The 13,725-nt window shown below is 66.7% G+C and carries 8 protein-coding genes; 4 read left to right on the top strand and 4 right to left on the bottom strand.

The annotated features are described in order from the left end of the window. Window positions 1-32: 32 nt before the first annotated feature. Window positions 33-2,717, bottom strand: coding sequence for a bifunctional acetate--CoA ligase family protein/GNAT family N-acetyltransferase (locus AC5RTE_RS00560; RefSeq protein WP_494039477.1), 2,685 nt, complete (start codon window positions 2,715-2,717; stop codon window positions 33-35). Window positions 2,718-2,805: 88 nt separating this feature from the next. On the opposite strand from AC5RTE_RS00560, the gene AC5RTE_RS00555 reads away from it, so the two are divergent. Beyond that, a complete protein-coding gene (locus AC5RTE_RS00555) occupies window positions 2,806-5,316 on the top strand; it encodes a DNA gyrase/topoisomerase IV subunit A (protein WP_494039476.1) in 2,511 nt (836 codons plus the stop codon). Between the two features lie 9 nt (window positions 5,317-5,325). Then, window positions 5,326-5,844 carry a DinB family protein gene (locus tag AC5RTE_RS00550; protein WP_494039475.1) on the top strand — a complete coding sequence of 173 codons (519 nt, stop codon included), beginning with the start codon at window positions 5,326-5,328 and terminating at the stop codon, window positions 5,842-5,844. On the opposite strand, the gene cydD is transcribed toward AC5RTE_RS00550, so the two are convergent. Genes cydD through AC5RTE_RS00535 form a run of 3 tightly spaced genes read right to left on the bottom strand, consistent with a single transcriptional unit; the run spans window position 5,826 to window position 12,045 of the window. Next, window positions 5,826-9,353 (bottom strand): thiol reductant ABC exporter subunit CydD, encoded by a 3,528-nt coding sequence (gene cydD / locus AC5RTE_RS00545; protein ID WP_494039474.1) that lies wholly within the window; start codon window positions 9,351-9,353, stop codon window positions 5,826-5,828. The two genes, AC5RTE_RS00550 and cydD, sit on opposite strands and share 19 nt — an antisense overlap. A gap of 1 nt (window position 9,354) precedes the next feature. Beyond that, a complete protein-coding gene (gene cydB / locus AC5RTE_RS00540; protein WP_494039473.1) occupies window positions 9,355-10,404 on the bottom strand; it encodes a cytochrome d ubiquinol oxidase subunit II in 1,050 nt (349 codons plus the stop codon). A gap of 36 nt (window positions 10,405-10,440) precedes the next feature. Further along, on the bottom strand, window positions 10,441-12,045 hold the full coding sequence (locus AC5RTE_RS00535; protein ID WP_494040122.1) for a cytochrome ubiquinol oxidase subunit I: 1,605 nt from the start codon (window positions 12,043-12,045) through the stop codon (window positions 10,441-10,443). Window positions 12,046-12,319: 274 nt separating this feature from the next. On the opposite strand from AC5RTE_RS00535, the gene AC5RTE_RS00530 reads away from it, so the two are divergent. Together AC5RTE_RS00530 and AC5RTE_RS00525 are read left to right on the top strand one after the other, a co-directional pair. Further along, window positions 12,320-12,706, top strand: a complete 387-nt coding sequence (locus AC5RTE_RS00530; RefSeq protein ID WP_494039472.1) for a BlaI/MecI/CopY family transcriptional regulator — start codon at window positions 12,320-12,322, stop codon at window positions 12,704-12,706. A gap of 6 nt (window positions 12,707-12,712) precedes the next feature. Continuing rightward, window positions 12,713-13,696: a M56 family metallopeptidase gene (locus AC5RTE_RS00525; protein WP_494039471.1), complete on the top strand. Its 984-nt coding sequence runs from the start codon at window positions 12,713-12,715 to the stop codon at window positions 13,694-13,696. Window positions 13,697-13,725 lie beyond the last annotated feature (29 nt).

Raw genomic sequence — 13,725 nt, 5'->3', positions numbered from 1 at the left:
TTCACAGATCGGCCGGTCACTTGCTAACCGCCTCAGCCCAGCATGGCCCTGCGCGCGCTGTCCGTCCGCTTGGCGGCGTTGCCGATCCGAACGTCCGCGGCGAGGGTGGTGGCTCCCGACGTGCCGCACAGCACCGGGTTGAGCTCCACCAGGGCGATCTCGGGGTGGTTGTCCTTGAGCCAGGCGAGCCGGCCGGCCAAGTCTTCAAGGGCTTCGACATCCACGGCGGGCAGCCCCTGGTATCCGAACAGCTTTTGGGCTGCGCGGGGCCCCCGGATGAAGTCGTCGACGTCGGCAGCGGACAGCGGCGGCACCCGGTGGGACCAGTCATCCAGCAGGTTCACGGCGTCTCCGGCAAGCCCGAAGGAGATAACCGGCCCGAGCAGCGGATCCTCAATAGCCCTGAAGGTGCAGGCCTGGCCGACCGGAGCCATGCTCTGCACCTCCAGTGCCGGGTTGCCGTAGTTCGAAAGCACGCGCCGCATCTGCTGCACGTTCAGCCGAAGCGATTCGGCGTCCTGGATGTCCAGCCGCACGCCGCCGAGGTCAAGGCGGTGCCGGAGGGCGGGATCGGTGGTCTTGAGCACCACCGGCCAGCCGAGGGAGTCGGCAGCTTTAACCGCCTGGTCAGGGTTATCAAAGCCCACGGACGGCAGAACCCTAATCCCGTAGTGGCCCAGCAGCGACGCCGCGGCGGCAGGATCCAGCTTTTTCAGCTGTTCGCCTTTGACATCCTGAAGCAGGGCTTCAAGTTCCGCCCGGGCAAGCTCCGGATTGCAGCCTTCAGGTTCCACAAAATGACCCTGGTCTCGGGAGACCCATTCGGAGTAGCGCACCACGGCGGCGAGCGCGGCAACAGCGGCACCGGGATTGGAGAAACTGGGCACCCCGCACTCCGGGGACCCCAGCATCCCCTCAACGGAGATGGAAGGGTCAAGGATGCCGGTAAAGGCAGCGACGACCGGCTTTCCGGTAGCAGCCGAGCATTCAGCCAGGACTTCTGCGATGCTGTCCACCGTCAGCCCGCGTGCCGGAAGCAGGGCCGCAACAGCCGAGTGGACAGCGTCGGACCCCAGCGTCTTGAGCAGGCTGGCCCGCAGGGCGGGAAGGGCAACTGACTGGCCGGCGTCGAGGTCCACTCCGGTGACCAGCTGTTCGACGGCGAGTCCCTGGGACGTGGCGCTGTCCGCCACCACTTTGCCCAGTGCCTGCGAGTTGCTGAAGATGGCAAGTCCCGGGCCGGCGGGAAGCGGCTGGCCCGAGACCACCTGGGCGACGTCCACCAGCTGCTCGATGGTTTCCACCCGGATAACGCCGGACTGGCGCAGCATTGCATCCAGCGCCCCGGAGGGTGCCTGGGTGGTGCGGACAGCGTGCCCGGGCGGCAGCCGCAGCCCCATGGCGTCGGACTTGGCCACGATCACGGGTTTGATGCGGGCCAGCCGGCGGGCCAGCCGGGAGAACTTGCGCGGATTGCCGATGGATTCAAGGTAGAGCCCGACGGCGGTAGTCTCCGGGTCGTCCTCCCAGTACTGCATCATGTCGTTGCCCGAGACGTCGGCCCGGTTCCCGGCCGACAGGAACGTGGACAGGCCCAGCCGCCGCCGGCTGGAGGCGGCATACAGGGAGACACCGATGGCGGCGGACTGGCTGAACAGGCCGAGCCCGCCGCGCTGGGGCAGGGTGGGCGCCATCGAAGCGTTCAGCGACACCTCGGGATTGGTGTTGACGATCCCCAGGGACGCCGGTCCGATAACCCGCATGCCGCTCGCCCGGGCCTGGCGGACAAGGTCCCGCTGGCGCAACAGGCCGCGTTCGCCGTCGTCCGCGAAGCCTGCCGAGGCGACCACCAGTCCCCTGACGCCGGCTGCGGCACAGTCCGCCACTACGGCAGGGACTTCCTCGTAGGGCACGGCGACGACGGCCAGCTGGACAGGGTCGGGGACCTCGGACAGTTTGCCGAAGGACAGCATGCCGGCCAGTTCCAGCGCTTCAGGGTTGATGGCGTAGATGGGGCCGCGGAAGCCGCCTTCAATAATGTGCTCCAGGAGCTGGTAGCCCACTGTCCCCCATTTGCGGCTGGCGCCAATCACGGCAATGGACGACGGCGTCAGCAGGTCCCGCACGCTCCTCGCCTCGGCGCGGTGTTCCCGGGACTCCATCACCGCACGGGACTTCTCGGTGGGGTCGATGTTGAACTCTAGGCTGACGACGCCGTCATCGAAGTGCCGCCGGACGTCGTAGCCGGCCTCGGAGAAAACCTTCAACATCTTACGGTTTTCCGGCAGCACCTCGGCACTGAAGCGCCGGATCCCGTTTTCGTGCGCTGCGGCGGCAAGGTGTTCCAGCAGGATGGAGCCGATCCCCCTGCCCTGGTGGGAGTCGGCGATGTTGAACGCCACCTCCGCTTCGGTGGGGTCATCGAGCCGGTCATAGCGGCCGATGCCCACGATCTCGCCGCGGATGGTGATGACGAAGGCCACCCGGTCCTTGTAGTCAACTTCGGTGAAGCGCTTGAGCTCCTTGCTGGACAGCCTGGCTTTGAAGGCGAAGAAGCGCATGTAAATTGAATCCTGCGACTGCCCGATGTGGAAGGCCTGGACAGCGTCCGCATCCGAGGGGTGGATGGGCCTCAGGTGCGCTGTCCCGCCGTCGCGCAGTACGACATCGGCTTCCCAATGTTCCGGATATTCGCCGTCCCCGGGCTGATCCACCATAGGCTTAGCCTAGCCAAAAACTCCCGCAGCACCGCAGCTTGCGCACAATAGACCGATTGCACAGTACCCAGAAGGATTTACCAACCCCATGGCCCGCCGCCAAAGTACCGCCCCCGCTGTGGCTGACAGCTCCCCCTACACGGAGAACATCGTGGATATCGATGTCACCTCCGAGATGGAAGGCTCCTTCCTGGAGTACGCGTACTCGGTGATCTACTCCCGTGCACTTCCGGACGCCAGGGACGGACTCAAGCCCGTGCAGCGGCGCATCCTCTACATGATGAGCGACATGGGCCTGCGGCCGGACCGCGGCCACGTCAAAAGCGCGCGCGTGGTTGGCGAAGTGATGGGCAAGCTGCACCCGCACGGCGACACCGCCATCTACGACGCCATGGTGCGCATGGCCCAGGACTTTTCGCTGCGGCTGCCGCTGATCGACGGGCACGGAAACTTTGGCTCGCTCGACGACGGCCCTGCGGCACCGCGGTACACGGAGGCCCGCCTGGCGGCCGCTGCGCTCACCCTCACCAACCATCTCGATGAAAACGTGGTGGACTTTGTCCCCAACTACGACAACCAGCTGACCCAGCCGGAGGTCCTGCCGGCGGCGTTCCCCAACCTGCTGGTCAACGGCGCCACCGGCATCGCCGTCGGGATGGCCACCAACATGGCCCCGCACAACCTGGTGGAGGTCATCTCCGCTGCCCGGCACCTGATCGCCAACCCGGACGCAACGCTGGACGACATCATGCGCTTCGTTCCCGGGCCGGACCTGCCCAGCGGCGGGCGGATTGTGGGACTGGACGGAATCCGCGATGCGTACGCCACCGGCCGCGGGTCCTTCAAGACCCGCGCAAAGGTGGAAGTCGAGCAGCTTTCCGCCCGCCGGACCGGTTTGGTGGTCACTGAACTGCCCTACATGGTGGGCCCGGAAAAGGTCATCGAGAAGATCAAGGACGCCGTCAATGCCAAGAAACTGACAGGCATCAGCGACATCGTCGACCTGACCGACCGCAAGCACGGCCTGCGCCTGGTCATCGAACTCAAGAACGGCTTCAACCCCAACGCCGTGCTCCAGCAGCTCTACCGCTACTCCCCGATGGAAGACTCCTTCGGCATCAACAACGTCACCCTGGTGGACGGCCAGCCCCAAACCCTGGGCCTGGTGCAGCTGCTGACCGTGTACGTGGACCACCGCATTGACGTGGTGCGCCGCCGGACCGTTTTCCGGCTGGGGAAGAAAAAGGACCGCCTGCACCTGGTGGAGGGCCTCCTCATCGCCATCGTGGACATCGACGAGGTCATCCAAATCATCCGGTCGTCGGATGAAGCCGCGGCCGCCCGGGCCCGGCTGATGTCCATCTACGACCTCACCGAAATCCAGGCGAACTACATCCTGGAGCTGCGGCTCCGCCAGCTGACCAAGTACTCGCGGATTGAACTGGAGAAGGAACAGGACGAGCTGCGCCGCGAAATCGCGGAGCTGGAGGCCATCCTTGGCTCCGAGGAACGGCTGCGCACCCTTGTGTCCGACGAACTGGGCGCCATTGCTGAAGAGCACGGCACGCCCCGCAGGACCCTGCTGCTCGAATCCGAAGCCGTGTCCCCCACCGTCGCCGCCGACCTCGCCCTGAGCAACGGAAAGAAAGGCAAGGCGGCCCCGCTGGCGCTGGAAATCGCCGACGACCCCTGTTGGGCCATCCTCACCGCATCCGGGCAGATAGCGCGCACCACCAACCGGGAACCACTGGCTGAGGCCGGGCCGAGGACCAAGCATGACGTGTACACCTCCGTCGTCAAGACCTCCGCGAGGGGCGAGATCGCCGCTGTCACCTCCCAGGGGCGCATGCTCCGCCTGCAGGTGATGGACATGCCGGTCCTGCCGCCCGTCTCGGGCCTGCCCAACCTCGCCGGCGGGGTTCCGGCCAAGGACTTCATCACCCTGCTGAAGGGCGAAACCCTGGTGGCATTCGCTCCGCTGGACGAGGTGCTGGCCATTGGCACGGCCCAGGGCGTGGTGAAGCGGGTGCAGCCGGACTACCCCCTGAACCGGGAGGACTGGGAAGTCATCGCGCTCAAGGACAAGGACTTCGTGGTGGGAGTAGCCCCCGCCGGAGCGGACGATGCCGAACTGGTGTTCCTGACCAGCCAGGCCCAGCTGTTGAAGTTCGGCGCTGCAGTGGTGCGGCCGCAGGGACGCACTGCCGGCGGCATGGCAGGGATCAAGCTTGCTGCCGGTGACCGCGTGCTGTTCTTCGGCGCTGTCCAGCCCAAGGATGAGGCCGCAGTGGTGGTGACCATTGCCGGTACCACCGGCGCCCTGCCCGGCACGGCACCTGGCACGGCCAAGGTGACGGCGTTCTCGGAGTACCCGGCGAAGGGACGGGCGACCGCCGGAGTCCGGGCACACCGGTTCCTGAAGGGCGAGGACACCCTGCTGCTGGCGTGGGCCGGCCACGGCCCGGCGAAGGCATCCTCTGCGGCCGGGGTGGCACGGTCCCTCCCCCAGGAGCACGGCCGGCGTGACGGTTCCGGCGTGCCGCTGTCCCAGCCGGTGGAAGTGGTGGGCCCTGCCATGGCCTGGACTGATCCCGCTTAGACTGCTGCCATGCCTATCGTTCCTGATGAAAAGGACTGGACCTGGGTCCTGACCCGTCCGTGCCCGGAATGCTCCTTCGACGCCTCCACCGTGACGCCGTCGACAGTCCCGGGCAGTATCGACAGCATGCTCCCCCGCTGGCGTGCGGTGCTCCGGCGTCCTGATGCTGCCGAGCGCCCGGACGACCACACCTGGTCCGCCCTGGAATACGCCTGCCATGTCCGCGACGTCTTCAGCCTTTTTGACCAGCGCCTGAACCTCATGCTCGATTCGGAGGACGCCCGGTTCGACAACTGGGACCAGGACCAGACCGCCGTTGACAAGGACTACGCGAACGCCGACCCCGCGGTTGTCAGCGCAGAACTGGCGGCGGAAGGCAAGCAGGCGGCGGAGTCCTTCGCCGCGGTCCGCGAACCGCAATGGGGGCGCAAGGGGCTGCGCAGCAACGGCTCAGAGTTCACCGTCCTGACACTGTCCCAGTACTTCCTGCATGACCTGATGCACCACCTTCACGACGTGGACGGCTGATTCCCCGGAAACGACGCCGCCAGGTCCTGTCCTTGCTCCGGGGACGGCTGTCCTGAACCGGTGGCGAGCACCAGCCGGGCATCCTCTGGCCTGATGTCGGCAGGGTTATGTGTCACGAGCACCACCGTGCGGCTGCGCAAGCCCTGCCGCAGGTCTGCCAGCATGGACCGGGCCGATTCCGCGTCCAGGTGGGCGGTCGGCTCGTCCAGCAGGATCACCTCGGCCCCGGTCATGAGCGTGCGGGCCACCGCCAGCCGCTGACGCTCCCCGCCGCTGAGGAACGCGCCACCGGGGCCAATCCTGGTGTCCAGGCCCGCGGGAAGCCGCTCCAGTAGGCCAGTCAGGCCCACTGACGCAAGCGCGGCCAGCATGGTGTCGTCGCTGGTTGTTTCGGGGCTTCCGGTGTCAGAGGAAGGCCGGCCCAGCAGCAGGTTCCCGCGGATGGTTGAATCGAACAGGTGCGCTTCCTGGGGACACCATGCCGCCCGGCCGGTCACGCCGATCCGTCCCGCCGCAACCGGCAGGAAGCCAAGCAGGACCGAGAGCAGCGTGGACTTCCCCGACCCTGAGGGTCCCGTAACGGCCAGCCACTGCCCGGGCTTCGCCACGGCGTCCAGCCCGGAAAACACCGGGGCACCCCCGGGCCAGGCAGCGGCAAGCCCTGCCAGTTCGACGCCGGGAACCCCGTTAAGCCGAGCAGGCACCGCTTGCAAACCGTCACGAAGTCCACTGCCGGAACCATCCCGGACATTCTCGTCAAGGGCCCCGGACTCACTGACGCGCTGCATCACGGCCTGCAGCGCGGGGAACTGCCGCACCGCCGTCGTCATCGCTGCGAAGGGTTCCACCAGTGCAAGGAGCAGCAGAACCACCACGGCCGCCGTCGCCGGCGCGAGCTGGCCGGCCAGCACGGCGGGGCCAGCCAGCAAGGCAGCTGCCAGGGCCGCAGCTCCGCAGGCTGCGGTGGTGAAGGCCTGGCCCAACCCGTCAGCCCAGGCAGAGCGCTGGGAGGCCTTGGTGGCTTGGCGGTCCTGGTCCCGCAACACGTCCATAACGCGGGCAGACACCCCGTTGGCAAAGAGTTCGGCGCGGGCGTCCAGGGCTGCCGAAACACGGCGCAGGACTCCGGACCGGAGGAACTGCTCGGCAGTGGCGGACTTGCGGTCGCCCCACAGTGCTACTGCCGGGGCGAGCAGGAGGCCGGTGAGGCCGGCTGCGATCACGGCAGGAAGCGCCGCCGGGACCAGCAGCGAGGTGGCCAGAAAAGCCAGGGCGGCAACCGCGAGTGCTGTGACCGGCGGCAGGACAACCCGCGGAAGGAGATCGCGGACGGTGTCGACGTCGTCGATCACCGTTCCCAGGACGTTGCCGCCCTGCAGGAGCCGGCGGAGCGGCAGTGCGCGCCGGCTCAACGCTTCCCACAACCTGCCGCGCAGGCGGGTCAGTGCCGCGAACACGGCGTCATGAAGGAGGAGCCGCTCGCAGTATCGAAGCACTGCCCGGCCGATCCCAAAGAACCTCACCCCAACGATCGCGGTCAGCAGGTAGAGGATGGGCGGCTGCTCGCTAGCGCGGATGATGAGCCACCCGGACAGCCCGGAGAGGGCGACGGCGAAGACCGCCGCCAGCGTGCCCACGAGTGCTGCCGCGGCGAACTTGCCCTTCACGGGCGCCAGAAGTGCCGCGAGCAGTTGTGCTGAGCCGGGTCCGTTGACGCCACTTGTGCCGCCGCATTCATCAGGGTGTACCTTGGCTGCCGGCTCCGGCTCTTTCGCGGCCGTCTTTGGATCGCTGGAGAGGGCTGCACCAGCACCGAAGGCGGCCGCGGGTTGGGCAACCTGCGAGCTGCCGGGGAGCGGATGTGTCAGGCCGTTTCCACCCACGGGCACCAGGTGTTCCGCCAGCCCCCGGGTGCGTTCTTCATGGGCCACCAGGATGACCGTGACGTGTCCGCGGAGCTTCCTGATGGCCTCTTCCACCAATGCTGCCGACTCGTCATCCAGGTGTGCTGTTGGTTCATCCAGCAGCAGGACGGTGGCCCCGGCCTCGATCCTCGCCAGACCACGGGCCAGGGCCACGCGGCGCAGTTCCCCCGGGCTCAGCTCCGCGGGGTGCTTTGCCGCGAGGTGTCCGGCTGCAGCGCGGGCCAGGCAGGCCCTGGCGGCAGCTTCCACTGCCGTGCGCCGGTGTTCAATGGTTCCCGGCTCACTGGTACGCGGCTCAGTGGTTCGCGTGCCGGAATCACCGCCCATGTAAAGCACGATCTCATCGAGCACCGTCTCCGCCACCATGACCGGATGCTGCGGAACCCAGGCAATCCTGCTGCGGTCCAGGCCGGTGAGGGTGCCACTGACGGTGGTGCCGGCGCCATGGCCGATGGTCCCGGCAAGGACCCCGAGCACGGTGCTTTTGCCGGCGCCGCTGGGCCCGTCCAGCGCGGTGATCCTGCTCTGGGGCGCGGTGAAGGTGAGGGGGCCGACGGCGGGACGGGATCTTCCGTCATAGGTCACGGTGAGTCCGGTGACGGTTATCGGGGCACCGGGCCGGCCGGCTTTGGCAGCGGGCAGAGGCTGCGGCTCCGGCGCGTCAGTCACTGCCGTTGTTTGGGCGAGCGCCACCCGGCCGTCATCGCTGGCGTGGTGGGCGGTTCCCAGTTCGCGCAGCGGAAGGTAGCAGTCCGGCGCCAGGATCAGGGCCAGCAGGCCGGCCTCCAGGGGCATGTCGCCGTGGACCAGGCGGACGCCGATGAATACAGCCACCACGGCCACGGAGATGGTGGCGATGAGCTCGAGGGCCAGCGCCGAGAGGAACGCGGTCCGTAATGTGCCCATGGTCCGGGCCCGGTACTCCTCAGATATTTCTTCGAGTGCCTTCCGCTGGGCGGTGGCGCGGCCAAGACCCACCAGGACCGGCAGCCCCTTGGCGAGTTCCAGCATGTGCGTGGAGAGCCGGGCGAGGGAGGCCTGTGCCTCGCGGACACTGTCCTCCGTGTACCGGCCGATCAGCACCATAAAGAGGGGCACCAGCGGAACGGTCAGGACTACAACCACAGCACTGACCCAGTCGGCAAAGAGGATGCGCGCCCCCACCAGGAGCGGGATGGCCGCACAGTTCACCAGCGCAGGCAGGAACTGGGTGTAGTAGCTGTCCAGGGCATCCAGTCCGCGGGTGGCCAGGACCGCCAGTCCGCCGTCGGCTGGTCCCTCGCTCCGGACGCCGTTACGCAGTGCCCTTTCGAGCAGTCCGGACCGGAGTTCCTCCTTGATGCCCAGCGCAGCACGGCGGGCTGCAACTGCCTGCCCCCAGACCGTGAGGGACCTCAGCACCACGCCGGCCATTCCGACAGAAATCTGCTCCGCCCAGCCTGTGTCCCCGGCCGCGAGGCCGGCCAGCGCCGAGGCCACAGCATGGCCGATCAGGACCAGCGACAACGCCTTGAGGGCTGCCAGGAGTCCCAGCCAGTAAATGGCGGAGCGGGTTGCCGGGCCGGCAGGGAAACTTGGACGCATCTCAGCCCTTGGTGGTGAAGGCCCTGGCGGCGATGGCCGGCAGGAAGCTGTGGGCTTCCGGAATATGCGCGGCGCTGACCCGCCGCCGGAACACCCAGTAGGTCCAGGCCTGGTAGGCGATGACCAGGGGCAGGCCGAACGCTGCCACAACACTCATAAGGCCCAGAGTGTAGTCAGAGGATGAGGCGTTGGAAATGGTGAGGTCGAAGGCCTCGTTCAACGTGGACGGCAGTACCACCGGGAACACCGCCCCGAAGATGGAGGCCGATCCCAGGGCCAGGAAGGCGCCAAGCGCAATAAAGGCCTTGCCCTCCCTTCCCTTGCGCGCCGCGGCCCAGGCTGCACCCGCGGCGGCGACAGCCAGCAGCACCAGTGCCCAGGTCCAAAGTTTTCCTTCGAGGAACTGGATGCTGAGCGCCCAGCCCGCAATCGGCAGGAGCAGGGCGGGGAGAAGGCGGACGAACCACTTGCGCGCGCGGTGCCGCACGTCGCCGTCGGTCTTCAATGCCAGGAATGCGAGGGCGTGCACCAGGGAGAACCCCACCACGGCCAGCCCGCCCAGCACGGCGTAACCGCTGAACCATGCAAGCGGCCCGCCTTCGCGGTCCCCGTTGGCGTTCAAAGGAAGCCCGGTAGTGGTCAGCGCAAGCGCCGCACCCACGCCGAAGGCTGCGAAGAAGGACCCCAGGGCAATGGCCCAGTCCCACCGGTTCCGCCACTGGTCCGCGTCCACTTTGCCCCGGTACTCGAAGGCCACAGCGCGGAAGATCAGTGCTGCCAGGACTACCAGCAGCGGCAGGTAGAGGGCGGAGAACAGCGAGGCGTACCAGAGCGGGAAGGCGGCAAAGGTTGCCCCGCCGGCGGTCAGGAGCCACACCTCGTTGCCGTCCCAGACCGGTCCCACGGTGTTGAGCAGGACGCGGCGCTCGGTGTTGTTCCGGGCGAAAAGCTTCATCAGCATCCCGACGCCCAGGTCGAAGCCCTCAAGGAAGAGGTAGCCGGTCCACAGCACCGCGATGGCGATGAACCAGATGGTTGGCAGCAGTTCCATTCGTCGTTTCCTCTGATCTTCGTTGGCAGGCGCGGACTAATAGGCGAAGGCGAGGACGTCGTCCGCGGGTTTTCCGCTGCCCTGGCCTCGCTGGCCCGGGGTGGCATCCTCGTTTTCATCGACGGGGGCGTGCACCAGTTCCGGCATGGCGGACACCACGCCGCCCCGGATGTACTTGACCAGCAGTTTCACTTCCACTACGAGCAGTACCCCGTAGATGGCTGCCAGGGTGACGAGTGAGGCCAGCAGCTCCCCGGCGGTGACCCCGGGTGACACCGCAGCGGCGGTGAACATGAACACCTGGTCGATGCCGCTGGGGTCGGGGTTGGGGGCCACCACAAAGGGCTGGCGGCCCATTTCGGTGAAGATCCAGCCGGCGGCGTTGGCACCGAACGGGGCCAGGATTCCGAAGACGGCCAGGCGCATGAGCCACCTGGACTCGGGCACGGTTCCGTTGCGGGTCAGCCATAGTGCCACGAGGGCCGCCAGGGCGGCTATCCCGCCGAAACCGATCATCATGCGGAAGCCCCAGTAGGTGACCTCCATGACGGGGAGGTAGTCGATTTCCTGGCCGGCGCGTTCGCCGTAGATGGGGTTGTCCGGCAGGTGGGTGCCGTAAGCCTCCTTGTACTGGGGCAGGAGGCTGTTGACGCCCTGGACTTCGGTGGTGAAGTCGCCTTTGGCCAGGTAGGAGAGGATGCCGGGCACCTCGATCAGGGCAACGATGTCGTCGCAGTTCTGCGAGCCGAGGTTGCCGATGCTCAACACCGAGAAGCCGGTGCCGTCGTGGCAGGCTGCTTCCGCGGCCGCCATTTTCATGGGCTGCTGCTCGAACATCAGCTTGCCCTGGAGGTCACCGGTGAGGGCGGTTCCGGCGAAGGAGATCATGGCTACCACCGCGCCGATGCGCAGGGACCGGATCCAGACTTTGTGGTCGTTCTTGTCCCGGCCGGGAATGTCCTGGGCTTCGCCGGCGATGACCTTGCCATCGGCACCGACGGTGTCCACGCCGTCGCGACGCCTGCGCCACAGGTGGTACCACGCGATGCCGAGCAGGAAACCGCCGGCGACGGCGAGTGCGCCGAACAGCGTGTGCGGAACTGCCACCAGTGCGGTGTTGTTGGTGAAGACCGCCCAGGCATCTGTCATGACGGGCCGGCCATCAATCATTTCAACACCTACCGGGTGCTGCATCCAGCTGTTGGCCACGATGATGAAATAGGCGGAGAACACGGAGCCTATGACGGCAATCCAGAGGCACGCCAGGTGGACGGCCGGCTTCAACTGCTTCCAGCCGAAGATCCACAGGCCCAGGAACGTTGACTCAACAAAGAAGGCCAGGAGCGCCTCGAGTGCCAGCGGAGCCCCGAAGACATCGCCGACGAAGCGGCTGTATTCGCTCCAGGCCATTCCGAACTGGAACTCCTGGACGATGCCGGTGGCCACACCCATGATGAAGTTGATCAGGAAGAGCTTGCCCCAGAACTTGGTCATCCGGAGATACTCGGGCTTCCCTGTCCGGTGCCAGGCAGTCTGCATTACGGCCACCACCAGCCCCAGGCCGATGGTCAGCGGGACCATCATGAAGTGGTAGACGGTGGTGATGCCGAATTGCCACCGTGCGATTTCCAGAGCGTCCAAAGCGTCCAAGGCGGTCCCTACTGTCAGCCATGCAGGTTTTCTACGTGCTGTAGAAAGTCTAACTTCTACAAAGTGTAGAACAGCGCCGCGGGCAGTGTAAAACGCGCCGTCTGATCGATGGGTCACGCTTTTGGCGCCCACTGTGATGGCTGTTCTACTCAATGTAGAAAGTGACGGGGAATAGGGGTAAATTGGTTCCTGTAGGTGAAACACACGCATGAGTCACCGCGCTGCCTCTGCGGCTGCGGTGCGGGGAAACAAAGGAAAAAATGCAATGGCTAGTCTTGGTGAACTGGAACGGGCAGTGATGGACCTGCTCTGGGCGGGCCATGAAGCAGCCACCGCGAACACCTTGCGGGACCGGCTTGCGCAGACCTCGGCCGGCCAGGGCGGAGCAGCCGGGCACGAAGGCAAGGAACTTGCCGTCACCACCGTCCTTACCGTGCTGTCCCGGCTGGAGAAAAAGGGCCTGGTGGAACGCGAACGCGGCACCCGCCCGCACCGCTACCAGGCAGTGTCCAGCCGCGAGGAGCATACCGCTGAGCTGATGCACGAGGTTCTGGGGTCAGCTCCGGACCGCGAGGCCGTGCTGGCCCGTTTTATCGGATCCGTTTCCGAAGGTGAAGCCGAAACTCTGCGCAAACTGCTTGGCCACATCTAACGGACCATGTTCTGGGCCTCATACCTGCTGGCAGTCCTTGCGATAGTCCTGGCATGGCCGGTGCCTATCCTCCTGTCAAGGGCGCAGTGGCCCGCGCGCAGCCCTTTCACGGCCATGCTGCTCTGGCAGGCCATTGCACTGGCCGGCGGGCTGTCCATGATCGGGGCAATGCTGGTGTACGGCCTGGAGCCCATTGGTGACAATCTCCTCGCCGGCCTCCGGGCTCTTGCGGGGATGGTGCTTTTTAATGCTCCCACCACCGCGCTGGGCTTCTGGCACATCTTCGCACTGTCCGCCGCGGCCCTGCTGACGGCCCACCTGGTATTCACCCTCCTGCTGACTTATTACAAGATAGAGCGCCAGCGGCGGCGGCACCGCGAGCTTCTGGCGCTCCTGGCCTCACCGTCCGCGGAGGGAGCCGGGACGCTGGTCATCAGCCACGATTCGCCCGTGGCCTATTGCCTCCCCGGCGGCGCGCGCTCGGTGACTGTGCTCTCCGACGGCCTGATGGCAGCCCTCGAACCGGCCGAACTCCGGGCCGTCCTGATCCATGAGAACGCGCACCTGAGCCAGCGGCACCACCTGCTGCTGTGGGCCTTCGCCGCCTGGCGCCAGGCACTGCCCTGGCTGCCCACCACCCGGCTCGCCCAGGAGTCCGTCAACTCCCTGATCGAAATGCTGGCAGATGACGTCGCACTCAAGACCGAGAGCAAGGCCACGCTCATCAAGGCAATCGCGATTGTGGCCAGCGGCTCCGCCGGGACTGCCCGTGACGCCGAACTTCAGTCCGGAGCCCCGAGTCTGGCCCTTGCCGGTATCGAGTCCGCGTCCGGCTCGGATTCGGCCCGCACCACTGCCTCGCGTGTCAGCCGGCTGCTCTCCCCGCAGCCCCAGCTGTCCTCCCCGGTCCGCAGCCTGGTGCTCGCCGGCTGCGTCCTTCTGCTGGCACTGCCCACCGCACTGCTCGTGGTGCCGGGTTTGCTCGGCTGACGCGCCGCCGTCGTATTCCTGCCTGACGT

It is taken from the genome of Arthrobacter sp. K41 (assembly GCF_059089645.1).
Note: the sequence above shows the minus strand (reverse complement) of the source record. Positions and strands in the feature narration are given on the sequence as shown.

Bases quoted from the DNA above. Each gene is read 5' to 3' on its own strand.
- cydD (WP_494039474.1), bottom strand. From the start codon at position 9,353: ATGCGTCCAAGTTTCCCTGCCGGCCCGGCAACCCGCTCCGCCATTTAC.
- AC5RTE_RS00530 (WP_494039472.1), top strand. From the start codon at position 12,320: ATGGCTAGTCTTGGTGAACTGGAACGGGCAGTGATGGACCTGCTCTGG.
- cydB (WP_494039473.1), bottom strand. From the start codon at position 10,404: ATGGAACTGCTGCCAACCATCTGGTTCATCGCCATCGCGGTGCTGTGG.
- AC5RTE_RS00560 (WP_494039477.1), bottom strand. From the start codon at position 2,717: ATGGTGGATCAGCCCGGGGACGGCGAATATCCGGAACATTGGGAAGCC.
- AC5RTE_RS00550 (WP_494039475.1), top strand. From the start codon at position 5,326: ATGCCTATCGTTCCTGATGAAAAGGACTGGACCTGGGTCCTGACCCGT.
- AC5RTE_RS00555 (WP_494039476.1), top strand. From the start codon at position 2,806: ATGGCCCGCCGCCAAAGTACCGCCCCCGCTGTGGCTGACAGCTCCCCC.
- AC5RTE_RS00525 (WP_494039471.1), top strand. From the start codon at position 12,713: ATGTTCTGGGCCTCATACCTGCTGGCAGTCCTTGCGATAGTCCTGGCA.